At 60.7% G+C, this 15056-nt stretch carries 16 protein-coding genes and 1 pseudogene; 4 read left to right on the top strand and 13 right to left on the bottom strand.

Annotated elements, in window-relative coordinates; translation table 11 throughout:
- The first annotated feature begins 156 nt into the window (after window positions 1–156).
- A pseudogene (locus ACQZ6J_RS25475) lies at window positions 157–821 on the top strand (dihydrofolate reductase family protein).
- Window positions 822–854: 33 nt separating this feature from the next.
- Here ACQZ6J_RS25475 and ACQZ6J_RS25470 read toward each other — a convergent pair.
- Window positions 855–1745, bottom strand: a complete 891-nt coding sequence (locus tag ACQZ6J_RS25470) for a LysR family transcriptional regulator (protein WP_449086170.1) — start codon at window positions 1743–1745, stop codon at window positions 855–857.
- Between the two features lie 102 nt (window positions 1746–1847).
- Here ACQZ6J_RS25470 and ACQZ6J_RS25465 point away from each other — a divergent pair, with 102 nt between their 5' ends.
- Complete coding sequence (locus ACQZ6J_RS25465) at window positions 1848–2072, top strand: DUF1127 domain-containing protein (protein WP_449086169.1); 225 nt, start codon at window positions 1848–1850, stop codon at window positions 2070–2072.
- Between the two features lie 117 nt (window positions 2073–2189).
- Here the strand turns inward: ACQZ6J_RS25465 and ACQZ6J_RS25460 are convergent, their stop codons facing one another.
- The gene (locus ACQZ6J_RS25460) at window positions 2190–2360 is read right to left on the bottom strand and encodes a hypothetical protein (RefSeq protein ID WP_163985780.1); all 171 of its coding nucleotides are present in this window, start codon (window positions 2358–2360) and stop codon (window positions 2190–2192) included.
- Between ACQZ6J_RS25460 and ACQZ6J_RS25455 the strand changes: the two genes are divergently transcribed.
- Entirely contained in the window at window positions 2359–3213 is an 855-nt protein-coding gene (locus ACQZ6J_RS25455; RefSeq protein WP_449086168.1) for a D-alanyl-D-alanine carboxypeptidase family protein, read from the top strand. The two genes, ACQZ6J_RS25460 and ACQZ6J_RS25455, sit on opposite strands and share 2 nt — an antisense overlap.
- 234 nt (window positions 3214–3447) lie before the next feature.
- On the opposite strand, the gene ACQZ6J_RS25450 is transcribed toward ACQZ6J_RS25455, so the two are convergent.
- The 5 genes from ACQZ6J_RS25450 to metG all read right to left on the bottom strand — a co-directional run bounded on the left by ACQZ6J_RS25450 (window position 3448) and on the right by metG (window position 7677).
- Window positions 3448–3927: an SRPBCC family protein gene (locus tag ACQZ6J_RS25450; RefSeq protein ID WP_449086167.1), complete on the bottom strand. Its 480-nt coding sequence runs from the start codon at window positions 3925–3927 to the stop codon at window positions 3448–3450.
- Window positions 3928–4012: 85 nt separating this feature from the next.
- Window positions 4013–4504: a YbaK/EbsC family protein gene (locus ACQZ6J_RS25445; RefSeq protein ID WP_163985777.1), complete on the bottom strand. Its 492-nt coding sequence runs from the start codon at window positions 4502–4504 to the stop codon at window positions 4013–4015.
- Window positions 4501–5328: an MBL fold metallo-hydrolase gene (locus tag ACQZ6J_RS25440; protein ID WP_163985776.1), complete on the bottom strand. Its 828-nt coding sequence runs from the start codon at window positions 5326–5328 to the stop codon at window positions 4501–4503. Before ACQZ6J_RS25440 ends, ACQZ6J_RS25445 begins: the two co-directional genes overlap by 4 nt.
- 4 nt (window positions 5329–5332) lie before the next feature.
- Window positions 5333–6115 (bottom strand): TatD family hydrolase, encoded by a 783-nt coding sequence (locus tag ACQZ6J_RS25435; protein ID WP_449086166.1) that lies wholly within the window; start codon window positions 6113–6115, stop codon window positions 5333–5335.
- A gap of 8 nt (window positions 6116–6123) precedes the next feature.
- Window positions 6124–7677: a methionine--tRNA ligase gene (metG, locus tag ACQZ6J_RS25430; RefSeq protein ID WP_449086165.1), complete on the bottom strand. Its 1554-nt coding sequence runs from the start codon at window positions 7675–7677 to the stop codon at window positions 6124–6126.
- A 209-nt stretch (window positions 7678–7886) separates the two neighbouring features.
- Between metG and ACQZ6J_RS25425 the strand changes: the two genes are divergently transcribed.
- Entirely contained in the window at window positions 7887–8726 is an 840-nt protein-coding gene (locus tag ACQZ6J_RS25425) for a sulfite exporter TauE/SafE family protein (protein ID WP_204326308.1), read from the top strand.
- Between the two features lie 52 nt (window positions 8727–8778).
- Here ACQZ6J_RS25425 and ACQZ6J_RS25420 read toward each other — a convergent pair whose 3' ends face one another.
- The 6 genes from ACQZ6J_RS25420 to ACQZ6J_RS25395 all read right to left on the bottom strand — a co-directional run bounded on the left by ACQZ6J_RS25420 (window position 8779) and on the right by ACQZ6J_RS25395 (window position 14977).
- The gene (locus tag ACQZ6J_RS25420) at window positions 8779–9810 is read right to left on the bottom strand and encodes a DNA polymerase III subunit delta' (RefSeq protein ID WP_449086164.1); all 1032 of its coding nucleotides are present in this window, start codon (window positions 9808–9810) and stop codon (window positions 8779–8781) included.
- Window positions 9807–10484, bottom strand: a complete 678-nt coding sequence (gene tmk, locus ACQZ6J_RS25415) for a dTMP kinase (protein ID WP_449086163.1) — start codon at window positions 10482–10484, stop codon at window positions 9807–9809. Before tmk ends, ACQZ6J_RS25420 begins: the two co-directional genes overlap by 4 nt.
- Window positions 10485–10636: 152 nt before the next feature.
- A complete protein-coding gene (locus ACQZ6J_RS25410) occupies window positions 10637–11848 on the bottom strand; it encodes a D-alanyl-D-alanine carboxypeptidase family protein (protein WP_449086162.1) in 1212 nt (403 codons plus the stop codon).
- A 71-nt stretch (window positions 11849–11919) separates the two neighbouring features.
- Window positions 11920–13089 carry a septal ring lytic transglycosylase RlpA family protein gene (locus ACQZ6J_RS25405; RefSeq protein WP_163985769.1) on the bottom strand — a complete coding sequence of 390 codons (1170 nt, stop codon included), beginning with the start codon at window positions 13087–13089 and terminating at the stop codon, window positions 11920–11922.
- A gap of 399 nt (window positions 13090–13488) precedes the next feature.
- On the bottom strand, window positions 13489–14361 hold the full coding sequence (locus ACQZ6J_RS25400; protein ID WP_449086161.1) for a sigma-70 family RNA polymerase sigma factor: 873 nt from the start codon (window positions 14359–14361) through the stop codon (window positions 13489–13491).
- Window positions 14354–14977 (bottom strand): flavodoxin family protein, encoded by a 624-nt coding sequence (locus ACQZ6J_RS25395; protein ID WP_449086160.1) that lies wholly within the window; start codon window positions 14975–14977, stop codon window positions 14354–14356. Before ACQZ6J_RS25395 ends, ACQZ6J_RS25400 begins: the two co-directional genes overlap by 8 nt.
- Window positions 14978–15056 lie beyond the last annotated feature (79 nt).

Below are 15056 nucleotides of genomic sequence, written 5' to 3'. Positions count from 1 at the left end.
ATGAATTTTGCCGATTCCGTGGCGAGGTTCAAGGGTCAATTGGTCACAAGTCCAACGAGAACGTTAGATTGCGTGTTCAAAAAATAATCGATGACATGTCGGGATCGAAGTCGGCGAGACGTCCTTCGGGCACCAGGCCAGAGCACGGAGGATATCATGCGCAAGGTGATCGCAGCCACATTCATCAGCCTCGACGGCGTCATGCAGGCACCTGGCGGTCCGGATGAGGATCCGACCGGCGGGTTCGGGCATGGCGGCTGGGTATTCCCTTATTCCGATGAGGAAACCGGCAAGACGCTCTTCGAAGTGTTCGAAAAGCCATTCGATCTACTGCTGGGGCGCAAGACCTATGAAATTTTCGCCGCCTTTTGGCCCTATGTCGAAGGCGATGATCCGATTGCCAATAGCTTTACAACACCACCAAATATGTTGCGACACACAGCGATGCCACGCTGAAATGGAACAAGAGTCAGTCTCTCGGCAAGGATGTCGTCGCGGCGATCAATGAGCTGAAGGCAGGCGAGGGGCCGGATCTCCTCATCCAGGGCAGCGGCGATCTCATCCAGACCCTGTTGCGCCACGGACTGATCGACGAATTCAAACTGATGATATTTCCGCTCGTCCTGGGTGGCGGCAAGAAGCTGTTCGCCGGCGGAGCGGTTCCCGCGGCGATGAAACTGCTGCATACCTGGTCGTCTCCGACCGGTGTCATCTTTGCGACCTATCAGCCGGATGGGCCGGTGAGGACAGGCTCTTTCGTTGGCCCGGATCCGTCTCAAGAGGAGATCGAGCGCCGCAAGCGGCTCAAACAGGAGAACTGACCGAGGGGGTGTTCGGCAAGCGTCCCGCCGAGGTCACATCGCATGTCCGGTCGTCTGAAATTCGCGAAGCGATTTCATGATTTCGCGAAGGCCTTTCGTGAGATGCTTGTCGCGGCGCAATACCATGCCGAGTTGTCGAACGAGTTTCGGCCGGAGCGGCGATGTGACCAGCAGGTCCGACGTGTCGCGCCTCAGCGCCATCTCCGGGAGGACGGACCATCCGAGGCCGGCCGCCACCAGCTCCTTGATCGCTTCGACGCTTCCGAACTCCATGGCTGGCTCGGGACGAATCCCAGCTTCCTCGAACCATTCGTTGGTGGCGCGACGCGTGTTGCCGCCTTCGTATAGCAACAGCGTCTTGCCTTTCATGAATTCCGCATCCGGCCCGCCATCCGGCATCACGCTTCCCTTCGGCGCCACGGCCAGAAGCTCGTCGTCGTGGAATGGTTCGACCTCGAGGGAACGGCCGGCGGCGGGCAGGGTCACCACCGCCAGATCCAGCGCATTGGCTTCGAGATCGCGCAGAATCTCGTCAATATTGCCGATACGGACGATGATCTCGAGATCAGGCATCCGCTTTTTTGCGATCGCGATGGCGCGGGGCAGCAGATGGATCGATGCCGTGCCGCCGCTGCCGATCCGCACGCGGCCGACCGATCCCTCGCGATAGGGTGTCATCGCCTCCTCCGCCACGGAGCAGGCTTCGACGATACGGCGGGCGTGGGCAATCAGCTCAAGTCCGGCCGGCGAGGCCTGCGCGCGCCGCCCCACGCGCTCGATCAATTTCACGCCGAGGCGTTGTTCGAGAAGTTTCACCTGAAGGCTGACGGCTGGTTGCGTCAGCCCGGCCTTGTCGGCAGCGGCCGTGAAGCTGCCGAGATCGACCACGCTGAGGAATGCGGCGAGTTGATCCAGATTGAGCAACAGAAGAATTCCTTATGGATTGTATAAATATCATAAGCTTCATTCGCTGCTAACGCCAGTGCATCCTGAGGCCGTGTTGATGCGAGCCTAAGGAGTACGAACATGACAATCGATATCGACCGGCCGGTGCTGGCGGCGGCGACTGCGGGCAGGGGCCGGCGAGAACTAGGATTTCTGCGGAGAGCGCTAGCGAGATGCCTGGCCTATCTCCAGAAGCGCGAAACACGATGGGATTTGCGTGATCTGACCGACGATCAGCTTCGCGATATCGGCATGACGCGCCGCGAGGCGCGCGCGGAAGTCAGCAAGTCGTGGTTCTGGGACTAGAGAACGCAGACGCTCCCGCGATATGTCCAGAGCGCTGCCTACCGTTGGCATGACGATCGCAACAGGGCAGGGACTGGAATACTGGACTGACAGCCGGCTTCCGCCGGTACGCGGCATTTATGTCACTGGACAAAACTGGCTGGCTTCCCATAGTCCTTTTTGTGGCATCGTTCTTCTTTCCGCCATAGATTTGTCTGATCCATCGCCTTCCAAATCCAGCGGCGTCTCCGGCCGCTTGCCCGCCTTCCATCCGGATCGTCGATCCAGAGTGACCAGATAGAGTTCCATGCTCAAGACAACTTCCTTGCTCCTCACCGCGGCACTCTCGGCCGCCTCTCTTTTGGGCAGTCTTTCGATAGCGCAGGCCGGTCAGGCAAGTTATGTCGTGGACGTGCATAGCGGCCAGGCGCTGGAGGCATCGAACCAGGACGAGCTGAACTATCCGGCGTCGTTGACCAAGATGATGACGCTCTATCTCGCTTTCGAAGCGCTGCATGGCGGCAAGCTCAAATGGGATCAGAAGTTGACCATGTCGGCGAATGCCGAGGGCAAGGAGCCGTTCAAGCTGGCCGTCGGCGTCGGCCGCAAGGTCACCGTGCGCGAAGCCGTCGAGGGCATCGTCGTCCTGTCGGCCAATGATGCGGCCGTAGCGATCGGCGAACAACTGGGCGGCACCGAGGACGCCTTCGGCAAGATGATGACCGATAAGGCTCACAAGCTCGGCATGAGCAATACCGTTTTCAAGAATGCTTCCGGCCTGCCGGATCCGGAGCAGGTCACGACGGCCCGTGACATGGCTACCCTCGGCGTTGCGCTGATGCGCGACTTCCCTGAGGAGTTCAAGCTGTTTTCGATGCGCGGCATCAAGTTCCGCGGCATGAAGCTGCGCGGCCATAACAACCTGATGTATCGTTATGCCGGCGCCGACGGCATCAAGACCGGCTATACCGATGCTTCCGGCTACAATCTCGTGACGTCAGCAACCAGAGGCGGCCGCCGCGTCGTCGGCGTGGTCATAGGCGAAAAGACCGCCGAAATTCGCGACGACAAGATGGCAAGCCTCCTGGACACCTATCTGGCGCCGGCAGCAACGACAGCCACGGTATCGACAGACGCAGCCAAGCAGAGTTCTGCGAACTGATTTTTACCGGCGCCCATGCCATTCTCCAGCAAAGCAATCCTACGGCGTTCGTCCAATCCAATCTGGGAGTAGGTACGTTCCATTGCGTCTTCCTTGCGAGTGACAACCCATTGGTATCATTCGCATGTCGCACTTGGAAATAGAATGTACCCCCGCTACAAGAAAAATCAGATAAGATAGATTATGGAACTAAAGCGCATTGCAGCCTAGGGCAAAGAACGACAATTTCGTCCTTTATTCCAGATAGTTGGCGAGATTGTCGAGTGTCGATCTCAACCCCTCGTCATGGTCTTCCTTGCTGATGCCAGACGGTACATTCTCGCAGACTATCGTCACATTCGTGCCCAACGGCACTTCAGCCAAAGACCATGTCATGAGCATCGTCCCGGCGAATGCCGCGTCCTCGGATTCGAAATCCACCGCCTGAATGATACGTTCGTCGGGAATGATCTCGAGGAACCGGCCGGAAACGATATCGGTATGCGCTGAGGATTTTCCCGGGGTCGAATGATCCGGGACATCATAGGTCAGCGCCAGTCGATAGTCGCCGCCCTGATGCGGCTCGAAAGCAAGGATGCGTCCCGTCATGCTTTTTGGCGGAAGCCAGGAGATCAATGTCTCCGGATCGACGAATGCCTCAAAGATTGCTTGCGGCGTTGCTCTGATTACCCTGGAAGCGGCATCGGTTCGCTTCTTGCCTGAAGGCTCTTTCATCGCGTCCTCCTTTGCATCGGCATGACGATCCGAAGGACGCAGCAGCCCGGCCTTTATCGCCGGCCGGATTTCTAGGTTGCTTCCTTCAGCTTGCCTTGATGCGGATTACCTTCGCCGCGATCTTTTCCGCCAGCAGCGTCGGATTGCAGGAGAAAATGCTGTCCGGACGCCCGGCTGCGCACCAGACCTGATCATAGGTCAAAAGGCTCTCATCCATGAAAACAGGAAGATCCACGAGATGGCCGATCGGTGCGACGCCACCGATGGCAAAGCCGGTTTCGTCGCGGACGCGATCGATATCGGCCCGCTTCAGGCGAATCCCGTAAGTCGCTGCGATATAAGCCGTATCGGCGTTATGGGCGCCGGAAACGAGCAGCAGTGTCAGCGCGTGTGTTCCGGCATCGACGAACACCAGAGACTTGACGATCTGCCCGACGGCGCAGCCTGCCGCCTTGGCTGCTTCCTCCGCCGTCCGTGTCGATTGCTCCATACGCTTGATCGAGATGTCGAGCCCCAGCGTGCGCGCGGCAAGCTCGACGCGCTCCAGGCTGGACAGCTTCCTGATATCTTCGCTCATAGATCGTCATCCTCCACGTCGAGTTCGATCTGCATCTGATCGTAGGCCGGCTCGACATGATCGGGCGTTTCAGCCAGCACGGTCTCATAATCGAGCGGCGTATGCATGTGGGTCAAGATGGCATGTTTCGGACGCAAGCGCTCGATCCAGCCAAGCGATTGCTCCAGCGACAGATGGCTTGGATGCGGGCGATACTGCAGGGCGTCGATAATCAAGGTGTCAAGGTCTTGAACTTTTTCCACCGATTCAGGCGGGAAGTCGCTGATATCGCTACAGTAAGCGAGTTTGCCGATGCGAAAGCCGAGGGAATGGATATCGCCGTGCAGCTGCTTGTGAGGCCAGAAACGGATCGGGCCGCCTGCCCCGTCGATCGTGAAGCTTTTTTCGAGATTTTCGATCAGCACCGGCCGGACGATCGGTGGATAGCTGCTGCCCGGCGGCGTTTCCAGACAGTAACGAAAGCCTTCGCGAATGCGGTCCATCGTCGGCCGATCGGCGTAGATCGGAATGAGCTCATGCGAGACATGGAAGTAACCGCGCAGATCGTCGATGCCGTGAATATGGTCGGCATGGGCGTGGGTGTAGAGCACCGCGTCGATGGCGCTGACGCCGGCGCGGATCATCTGTTCGCGGAAATCCGGCCCTGTATCGATGACGACTGTGGTGATGCCGCCGTCCGGCGCGATCTGTTCAATGAGAAATGCCGCACGCGTGCGCCGGTTCTTCGGGTTCTTGGGATCGCAATCACCCCAGTCGCCGGTGATGCGGGGAACGCCCGGCGACGATGAACAGCCCAAGATGGTGAAACGTCGCCGGTATGTCACGACGTCAGACCCTCGTCATCTTGGAAAAGCAGCGGAAAGCGTTCGCCGTGGTGATTTCGGCAATTTCCGCCATGCTGACGCCGATCGTATCGGCCAGCACCTCGGCGGTGTTGACGACGTAGGACGGTTCGTTGCGCTTGCCGCGCCAGCGCTTCGGCGCAAGATATGGCGCGTCGGTCTCGACCAGCAGCCGGTCGTGCGGGATCGTCTTGGCGATCTCGCGCAGCTCCTCCGACTTCGGGAAGGTCAGGATGCCGGAAAAGGAAATATAGCCGCCGAGGTCGACGCCGGTGCGGGCAAGGGCAGGGCCGGCGGAGAAGCAGTGGAGAATAAAGGGGAATGCCCCCTTCCCCGTTTCTTCCGTCAGGATCGCTGCCATGTCCTCATCGGCGCTGCGGCTGTGAATGACGAGCGGCAGCTTTGTCTCGCGCGCGGCAGCGATATGGCGCAGGAAGCCGGTCTTCTGGTCTTCCGGCTTGACGGTATCGTAGAAGTAGTCGAGACCCGCCTCGCCGATCGCCACGATCTTCTCATGCTGGTTTGCCAGCCGCACCAGATCTTCCGTCTGGATATCCAGCTCCTGGTCGGCGCTGTTCGGATGCGTGCCGACCGAACAGAATACCGATGGATAGCGCTTGGTAAGCGCGAGCAATCCATCAAGCTTCCTGACCTTGGTCGAGATGGTGACCATCTGCTTGACGCCCATCTCGTGGGCGCGGGCGACGATCGCGTCGCGCTCTTCCTCGAAGTCGGCAAAATCCAGGTGGCAATGCGTATCTATCAGCATGGAAAACCTTATTCGACAGTCGGCGCAACGTAGCGCGGGAAGACCGGCTTCGGTGCTTCCAGCGGCGTTCCGGCTACGAGGCGACCTGCCTCGCCCAGCGCCGCGAAATCGCGCTTGTCGGCCGGAATGGCAATGAGATCCAGCAGCTTGCCCGAGGATTCCGGCATGAAGGGCTGCAGCAGAATGCTGATCTGGCGCACGACGTCGGCCGTGACGTAAAGCACGGTCGCCATACGGGCCGGATCGGTCTTCTTCAGCGCCCAGGGCTCCTGGCTCGCGAAATAGCGGTCCGTCTCGGAGACCACGGCGATGATGGAGGCCAGCGCGCGATGGATCAGCTGTTTGTTCATGTCGTCGCGGGTCGAGGCCAGCAAGGCGTCGGCCTGCGCGAGCAGCGCCTTGTCCTCGTCCGTCAGCGGGCCGCATTCCGGGATCTTGCCGTCGCAGTTCTTGACGATCATCGACAGCGAGCGGCTGGCGAGATTGCCGATGCCGTTGGCGAGATCGGAGTTGATGCGCGTGCCGATCGCCTCTTCGCTGTAGCTGCCATCCTGGCCGAAGGAGACTTCGCGCAGGAAGAAATAGCGCACCTGGTCGAGGCCGAAATGGTTCACGAGGTTGACCGGATCGACGACGTTGCCGAGCGACTTCGACATCTTCTCGCCCTTGTTGAGCAGGAAGCCGTGAGCATAGACGCGCTTCGGCAGCGGCAGCTTCGCCGACATCAGGAAGGCGGGCCAGTAAACCGCGTGGAAGCGGATGATATCCTTGCCGATCACGTGCAAGTCGGCCGGCCAATATTTAGCCCGCGGATTGTTGCGGTCCTCGATGTAGCCGGTCGCCGTGATGTAGTTCGTCAGCGCGTCGACCCAGACATACATGACGTGCGCGGGATCGTTCGGCACCTTGATGCCCCAGTCGAAAGTCGTGCGTGAGATCGACAGATCCTTGAGGCCCGATTTCACGAAGGAAATGACTTCGTTGCGGCGCTCGGCCGGACCGATGAAATCCGGATTTTCCTCATAGTGCTTCAGCAGCCGGTCCTGATATTCGGAGAGCTTGAAGAAATAGCTTTCCTCCTGCACCCACTCGACCGGCGTGCCCTGCGGCCCGTAGCGCACGCCATCGGCGCGCAGCTCGGTCTCGTTTTCCTGGTAGTAGGCTTCGTCGCGCACCGAATACCAGCCTGCATAGGAATCCTTGTAGATGTCGCCGGCGTCGGCCATCAGGTTCCAGATGTTCTGCGAGGTCTCGTGATGGCGCGGCTGCGTCGTGCGGATGAAGTCGTCGTTCGACGCGTTCAGCAGCTTGCCCATCGCCTGGAATTCATCGGAATTGCGGTTGGCAAGCAATTGCGGTTCTATGCCTTCGGCCCGCGCCGTCTGCTGCATCTTCTGCCCGTGCTCGTCCGTACCCGTCAGGAAGAAGACGTCCCGGCCGTCGAGGCGCTGGAAGCGCGCCAGCGCGTCGGTGGCGATCAGCTCATAGGCATGCCCGATATGCGGCTTGCCATTGGGATAGGCGATCGCGGTGGTGATGTAGAACGGGGTTTTTTCGGTCATGTCGGGCAGTGTCCGCTTTTACTGTTGCGTCTCTGTTTTTCTTGCACCGCTCGCTTTAGCGCATGTTTGCCGGGAGCGAAACACCAAGTTTCGCGCCCGCAGCAATCGGAACTTCGGCAGGGTGCTTTGCTTGACTCGCTCCCGCCTCGCCTTTACCCCTTCAAGAGAGTGGAACGCAGGACACGCATGGCCGTGAATTTCATTGATTTATGTATTGGTTCGGCCAACGGCTTCAAGGGGCCGTGAATTTGAGTTTGGTCGATTCCTTCCAGCCGCTTTATTCCTTTTCCGGCTTTTTCGTCGGCATGTTGGTCGGCATAACGGGTGTCGGCGGCGGCTCCCTGATGACGCCCCTGCTCGTGCTTCTTTTCGGTGTGCATCCGGCGACGGCGGTTGGCACCGACCTGCTCTACGCAGCGATTACCAAGACGGCCGGCACGGCTGTTCACGGCATCCATGGGCGCGTCAACTGGAAGGTCGTCAGCCTTCTGGCCTCCGGCAGTGTTCCCGCGGCGCTCGCGATGCTCTGGATCATGGCTGGCGTCAATCGCGAGAGCCCCGCCGTTGCCCATGCCATTACCCTGTCTCTGGGCTGTCTTCTGCTTCTGACGGCGCTCATGCTGATATTCCGCGGCCAGATCCTGGAAGCCATCCGCAAATGGCGCGGTGAGCGTGGAACGCTATCGGCGCGCAGCATCGCGCTCTTCACCGTCGTCCTCGGCCTCGTGCTCGGCATTCTCGTCACGATGACATCCGTGGGCGCCGGCGCGCTCGGCGTGACCGTGCTGCTGGTACTCTATCCGCAGACGGACGTCCGCGAAATCGTCGGTTCGGACATCGTCCATGCCGTGCCGCTGACCCTGATCGGCGGCATGGGCTATTGGTTCATCGGCGAAATCAACTGGACGATGCTGTTCGCCCTGCTGGTGGGCTCTATCCCAGGCATTGTTGCCGGCAGCCTGCTGGCGCCGCGTCTGCATGAGCGGTCCGTTCGCATCATTCTGGCTGTCACGCTGGCCATTGTCGCCTGGAAGCTGATCTTTCCCTGAGCGCAATTCCGGGAATGCCCCTAACGCTTTCCCGGGAAATTGGATGATCGACCTATGCCGAAATCTGCTGCTTGAGTTCGCCCAGGATGGTGATCAGCGTCTGCTTGCGATCGAGATTGTAGGCTTGGGACACGTTCAGCCGTTCCGTGGTCTCGGAGTGCAGACGGGCCAGCCTCTCTGCCGTGGCGATGGAGCCGCCAAGTGCTGCAGCGCGGGCGCGCTCGATGATGTCGTCGCCGATATGCGAAAGGAAGAAGCCGAAGATCGTTTCGCTGTCCTTGGCGGACAGCGCGTCGGCGAGCCGGTGCATCGCCTTGCGCGCAGCGGGGCCATCGGCCGAAAGCACCTGCCGGTAGGCCTCGATGATTTCGCCGCCGCCATAATTCAAAAGCTTCAGCGCCTCGCTGACGCTGCCCTTGGCTGCGGAGAGCAATTCGCCCCCCTGCCCGGCCGGTACGCCCAGATTTTCGAGCGCCATGCGCAGGGCATCGTCTCCGAGCGGCGCGAGCCTCAACGGCAGGCAGCGCGAGCGGATCGTCGGCAGAAGCCGGCCCGGCGCATGCGACAGAACCAGGAACAGGGCGCGTTTTGGCGGTTCCTCGAGTATTTTCAGGATGGCGTTGGCAGCACTACGGTTGAGATCGTCGGCGGGATCGATGATGACGATCCGCCAATTGCCCGTGCCCGACGTCTGCGAAAAGAATTTCCCGGCGCGGCGCACCTCGTCCACGGTGATCGCAGATTTCACCTTGCCCGTCTTGTCATCGACGGGGCGGCTCAGGTGCAGAAGATTGTGGGACGCCCCGCCGGAAATCTGCCGGCTGACGACGGATGCCGGATCCGGATCGCCGATCGTCTCCGGCGCCGATGCCGGATCGGGATGGGACAGGACATGATTGGCGAAACGAAAGGCAAGTGTCGCCTTGCCGATGCCCTCAGGCCCTTCGATGAGCATGGCATGATGCCCCTTGCCGGAGCGGTAGGACTGCGCGAGGAAGGCTTCCGCCTCTTCGTGGCCGAAGAGCTTCGTATTGTCCTGCGGGGGAATTGCGCCGTCGAGAACGCCCGGCCGTTCGTCGCTCATTGCGCCGCTTCCGATCTTGCGGCTGTCTCGGCGGCGCCCAGCCTCTTGTCGACGATCCCGGCTATCTCAGTCGCGATATCGTCTTCGGACTGTTGCGCGTCGATGATGTGGCAGCGAGCCGGCTCGCGAGCGGCGATATCGAGGAAGGCCTCGCGGCGCTTCTCGTGGGTCTGCACTTCTTCCTTCTCGAAGCGATCGGGCGCGGCTGCGGCGGAAGCGCGTTTGCGAGCACGTTCCAGGCCCACTTCGGCCGGAATGTCGAGGATCAGCGTGCAGTCCGGCACGACGCCGTTGACGGCAACCCTTTGCAAGGCCTCGATATAATCAGATTCGAGGTTGCCAGTGACGCCCTGATAGACGCGCGAGGAATCCATGAAGCGGTCACACAGCACGACTATGCCGCGCGCCAGCGCCGGGCGAATGACTTCCTCGACGTGATCGTTGCGGGCGGCTGCGAAGAGAATGGCCTCCATGCGCGTGCCGAACACTTCCGCCGCGCCGGAAAGCAGGACGTGCCGCACCGCCTCGGCACCCAGCGAGCCGCCGGGTTCGCGCGTCACCAGAACCTCATGGCCACGCTCGCGCAACCTTTCAGCCAACCGGCGGATCTGGGTGGATTTGCCCGCCCCTTCGCCGCCTTCGAAGCTTACGAATAATCCGTTTGCATCAGCCAATGATCATGTCCTGCACTTTTCGCGTGCCATCCGGTTGGTACGCGATACGCATCTTGTTTAACCCAAGACATGTCCAGGTGGAACCGTAGATGTCTCGGTGTCCGCTATTCAATATGGGGTGGGAACATGCATTTCGCGAGGCGGCAACGCGATCAGGTCGGCAAAGGCTTGTCCCATAGCCAGGAGAACAGCAGGGACTCGGTCAGTTCCATGAAGGCGTCGAAAGCGCGACGGCCGAGCGTGCCTTGCGCGACCGATTCCTTCGTGTAGAGCGGCAGCTCTCGAACCAGCCGGGCACCCAGGAATACGCGGAGAGTTCCGGCTTCGTAACCTGCCGCCACGGGTGCGGTCAGGGGCCAGCGATAAACGATGCGTGCCGACAGCCGATCCGGCGTTTCGACCGGAACGTAGACGTCGACGGGTATCTTCGCCTGCAGACCGACCGTGGAGGCGGCGCCGCCATAGACGCTGGCATCGCCGATGACCTCGCTATCGGCGAAAATGCGCTGGCTCTTGAAGTTGCTGAGACCCCATTCGAGCACGCGCCTGGTCTCTTCTATGCGATCCTTGTCGCTTTTCAGGCCGCCGAGCGCCAGGAACAGCCGGCGGCCGTCACGCTGGATGGAGGCGACGATCGAAAAGCCCTCGCCTTCGGCAAAGCCGAGCCCCAGGCCGTCCACGCCGATATTGAGCAAAAGCATCGGGTTCTTGTTACGCTGATAGATCTTGTTCCAGGTAAAGTCGGCCTGCCCGAAATACTTGTAGAGATCCGGGTGCTTCTCCTGCAGGTCCTGCGCAAGCATGACCATCTCCCGCGCTGAAACCTTGCCACCGCCGGCAGGGTCGCTGGCGTCGGGCAGGCCCGTGGAATTGGTGAAGGTCGCATGCGACATGCCGATCTCGCGCGCGCGCGCCGTCATGCGCCGCGCAAACTCTCCTTCGTTGACGGAAATGCCTTCCGCCAGAACGATGCAGCCATCATTCGCCTGCTGTATGGCGACACCCTGGATCAGGTCGCCGACGCGTATGCGCGATTTCAACGCGGCGAACATCGTCGACGAGCGCGAGGGGGCGCCGCCGGTCCGCCAGGCGTTTTCCGAGACGGGATATTCGGTATCGAGGTTGATCTCCCCCCGCCCGATCGCGTCGAAGACGACATCGAGCGTCATCAGCTTCGCGAGCGACGCCGGCGAAAACTGCTGATCCTCGTTCTTAGCAAGCAGGATGGTGCCGGTCGAAGCCTCGATCATGAAGGCCTGCGCAGCTTTCGTATCGAAAGCGCCTGGCGTGGCGGGCTGCGCAAAGGCCGCTGCATTCCCTACCCCGAGGAGAAAAAGGAACAAAAGAATCAAGCGCTTTGGCATGTCGTCCCCTTCATCCGATCACCGGCACGATTATTTTAGTGACGGGTTAAGATTCAGGCAATGACGGATGATCAATCCGTCTGCGTCGCGCCTTGATGCTGGCGGCGATAGGACGAAAGAATCGATTCCTGCGTGAGCCCATCGTTGCGCACCATGACGGCATCGAAAGCGAGATCGACATAGACGGTCTTGGCGGGCGCGTCCTGGTAGGCGGCAACGGTCGAGCCCAGGGATTGGTCCTTCAGGCTCGCAAGGCGTCGCGAGACGTCCGGCCGTTCGTAGGGGATCGGGCCGATCCGCGGGAGCACGACCATGGTCGGGTCCCCGGACTGGGCGGCCGGCATGGCGCCGCCGTTCCACTCCATGGGAGGCGGGTTGTTGCGCTTGCCGCCATTGAAGCCGGCATCCGGCGTCGATCCGGCGAAAGCCGTGGCGGAGTAAGGCGACTGGCGCGGAATGGGTGCGATCGCAGGCATGGCATCGTAGCTGCGCTGCTGGCGGTTCACACGGAGCGTGTTGTCGGAGTCGGGCAATTGATCCGCGGTCATCCGGCCTGCCGAAGCAACCATGACGCCGGTAGCGATCTGGCCGCCCGGATTGATACTGGGCAGACGCGAACCCTTCGGAATGTAGGATGCCATCAGATATGGGTCGTCATGACCGTCCATACGGGCGCGGCCGACATACTGCACGCGCACATCGCCGGTGCCGCTGTGCTGGAGATCGAGCATCTGCGCCGTCTTGTTGGAAAGGTCGATGATGCGGCCGGGGTGATAGGGGCCGCGATCGTTGACGCGAACGATGATGGAGGAGCCGGTCTCGACATTGGTGACGCGCGCATAGCTCGGCAGCGGAAAGGTCGGATGGGCGGCGGTCAAGGCCTGCTGGTCGTAGACTTCACCGTTGGCTGTCAGGCGGCCGTGGAATGCCGAGCCGTACCAGGAAGCGATGCCGACCTTGTTGTAGGAGTAATCTTCCTTGGGGTAGTACCACTTGCCCTTCACCTGGTAGGGGTTGCCGACCATGAAGCGGCCGCCGCCCTTTGGCACGGGGCCGTTGTTGACGACGCGCGGGCTCGCCTTGACGCCGTATTCCTTCTCGGAGAAGTATTCCTTGCCGTGCTGGCGCGTCGAAGCAACCTTCTGAGACGTCCCGCAGGCAGTGATGGTTGCGCACATCAGTGAGAGAGCAAACCAACGCATACCCGTTGCGTATGTCATCGCACGATTTTCGATTTTCATCTGTCCCAAGCCGCTACTCATTACTCTGGCGGAAGTCTGCTACCGGTACATCCCTTTTGTTCCGGTATCCTGCTACGCTCCAATCACCTAATGGTGCTTTAATCATGATTACAGTTTGTCGATTTTGCGATGCAAATTGAACGCACCGAAGAAATTCTGAAGATCATGGTTAATGCATGGTAAAGCGCTGCAGACCTGAAGTCCTCGCGATGGCTTTGCGCCCGCTCGAGTACGGTTCGTCTCTTGATCGGCGTCAGCCGTTCCGGATCGTGACAGACACGATCGAACTACCATTGCATTTGCATTGCTACGGGTCGTTTTGAGGCAGCTCATTCCGCCGCTTGTCTCGAGATGCATCAGTATTTCGGTTGCGCCTCTCGCTATTCGCGTCGTGAACCTTCAGTGAGGGATGGTGCCGATAACGTGCCGCAGCTTGTCCGGGTTGCGCGTGCAATAGATGGCAATGACCTTTTCCTGCTCTATGTGCAGCGCGGTCGTCTGCGCGACGTTGCCGCCTTCTATCGTCACAAAGCCCGGCAAGCCATCGATGACGGCAAAATGGATCAGCCGCGATGGCTGCGCGCGGAAAACGCGGGCCAATTGCTCGTGAAGCAGCATGGCGGCGGCAAGCCCCACATGCGGCCGCAGCGACGTCGGCACCTTGCCGCCGCCATCGGCATAGACAACCACGTCTTCGGAAAGCAGAGCGCGAAGAGCGGCCATGTCTCCCGTTCTCGAAGCGGTAAAGAAGGCGGTGGCAAGCTTGAGCCCCTGCTCCTTTCCGACGGCAAAGCGCGGACGGGCTTCGGCGAGATGCGCCCTCGCCCGGCTTGCAAGCTTGCGGCAAGCGGCCGCCTCGCGACCGATCGCCGAGGAGACATCGTCGAAATCCATGCCGAACACGTCATGCAGGAGAAAGGCGGCACGCTCCAAAGGCGAAAGGCGCTCCAGCGCCATCATCAACGGCAAGGTTATGTCGTCGGCCGCGTCGGCGTCCTCCGGATCGAAGATCGGCTCGGGCAGCCAGGACCCCACATAGGCCTCCCGGCGACGACGGGCCGATTTCAGCTCGTTCAGGCAAAGCCTCGTCACGATGGTCCGCAGGAACGCCGCCGGCTCGCGAACGGAGGTGTGGTCAGCCGCCAGCCAGCGGAGCCAAGCGTCCTGCACGATATCCTCCGCATCCGCCACCGACCCCAGCATCCTGTAGGCGAGCCGGACGAGGCGTGGGCGCAGTTCGGAGAAGATCGGATCGGACAATATCTCAGTCATAGGCTGCAATGGCATGTTCGAGAGAAACGGCCCGCCGTCCGCGAACGAACTGCAGCGTCGTCAACGCCACACGTCGCCCGAGGTAGCGGGCCGTGGCGAGGTCGGAGGCGGGCGGCGCGGTTTCCGGGCCTTCGTCGGTGTTGGCCTGAGCGCCGGCGCCCAGCCAGAAGCCGAGACGGTTCATGTCTTCCTCGGAACCGGTCGAGGAGCAATTGGCCGGCGGCAGATCGAGGCCGACCCAATGCATTCCGTGTTGTGCGGCAAAGACGACCATCTGCATCAGCGTCGAAAGCTTGTCACCGGAACGTGACCCCGAGGTTGTGAAGCCGGCCGCGATCTTGTCTTTCCACAAATAGCCATTGGCGAGCACGGCATTCGATGTTGCCTCCTGGAACGCTTTGAAGGGTGCTGAGACCGCCCCCATGTAGGTCGGTGACCCGAAGATGATCGCCTGCGCCGAATTGAGATCATTCCAGTGACGATCCACCTTGTCCACGGCCAACAACAGGGCTTCCACGCCGTCGACCTGCTCGACCCCCGCTTTGACGGCTTCCGCCTGACGGCCCGTGTGCCCATAGCCGCTATGATAGACGATTGCGATGCTCTGCCGGATCATTGTCATCTCCTTCGAAAATGGCGTTGCGAAGGACATGACAAGGTGCGGATGCCGATTGTGACATGCCAGGACTTATGGG

It is taken from the genome of Rhizobium sp. A37_96 (assembly GCF_053521765.1).
The sequence above is the reverse complement of the archived record's forward strand: the minus strand, read 5'-3'. Positions and strand labels throughout refer to the sequence as shown.

What these genes read in the sequence shown, in the direction of transcription:
- ACQZ6J_RS25445 (WP_163985777.1), bottom strand. Translation starts at nt 4,504, where the DNA reads ATGAGCGAAGATATCAGGAAGCTGTCCAGCCTGGAGCGCGTCGAGCTT.
- ACQZ6J_RS25450 (WP_449086167.1), bottom strand. Translation starts at nt 3,927, where the DNA reads ATGAAAGAGCCTTCAGGCAAGAAGCGAACCGATGCCGCTTCCAGGGTA.
- ACQZ6J_RS25410 (WP_449086162.1), bottom strand. Translation starts at nt 11,848, where the DNA reads ATGCCAAAGCGCTTGATTCTTTTGTTCCTTTTTCTCCTCGGGGTAGGG.
- ACQZ6J_RS25460 (WP_163985780.1), bottom strand. Translation starts at nt 2,360, where the DNA reads ATGGAACTCTATCTGGTCACTCTGGATCGACGATCCGGATGGAAGGCG.
- metG (WP_449086165.1), bottom strand. Translation starts at nt 7,677, where the DNA reads ATGACCGAAAAAACCCCGTTCTACATCACCACCGCGATCGCCTATCCC.
- ACQZ6J_RS25455 (WP_449086168.1), top strand. Translation starts at nt 2,359, where the DNA reads ATGCTCAAGACAACTTCCTTGCTCCTCACCGCGGCACTCTCGGCCGCC.
- ACQZ6J_RS25395 (WP_449086160.1), bottom strand. Translation starts at nt 14,977, where the DNA reads ATGATCCGGCAGAGCATCGCAATCGTCTATCATAGCGGCTATGGGCAC.
- ACQZ6J_RS25420 (WP_449086164.1), bottom strand. Translation starts at nt 9,810, where the DNA reads ATGAGCGACGAACGGCCGGGCGTTCTCGACGGCGCAATTCCCCCGCAG.
- ACQZ6J_RS25400 (WP_449086161.1), bottom strand. Translation starts at nt 14,361, where the DNA reads ATGACTGAGATATTGTCCGATCCGATCTTCTCCGAACTGCGCCCACGC.
- ACQZ6J_RS25435 (WP_449086166.1), bottom strand. Translation starts at nt 6,115, where the DNA reads ATGCTGATAGATACGCATTGCCACCTGGATTTTGCCGACTTCGAGGAA.
- ACQZ6J_RS25465 (WP_449086169.1), top strand. Translation starts at nt 1,848, where the DNA reads ATGACAATCGATATCGACCGGCCGGTGCTGGCGGCGGCGACTGCGGGC.
- ACQZ6J_RS25425 (WP_204326308.1), top strand. Translation starts at nt 7,887, where the DNA reads ATGTATTGGTTCGGCCAACGGCTTCAAGGGGCCGTGAATTTGAGTTTG.
- ACQZ6J_RS25405 (WP_163985769.1), bottom strand. Translation starts at nt 13,089, where the DNA reads ATGAAAATCGAAAATCGTGCGATGACATACGCAACGGGTATGCGTTGG.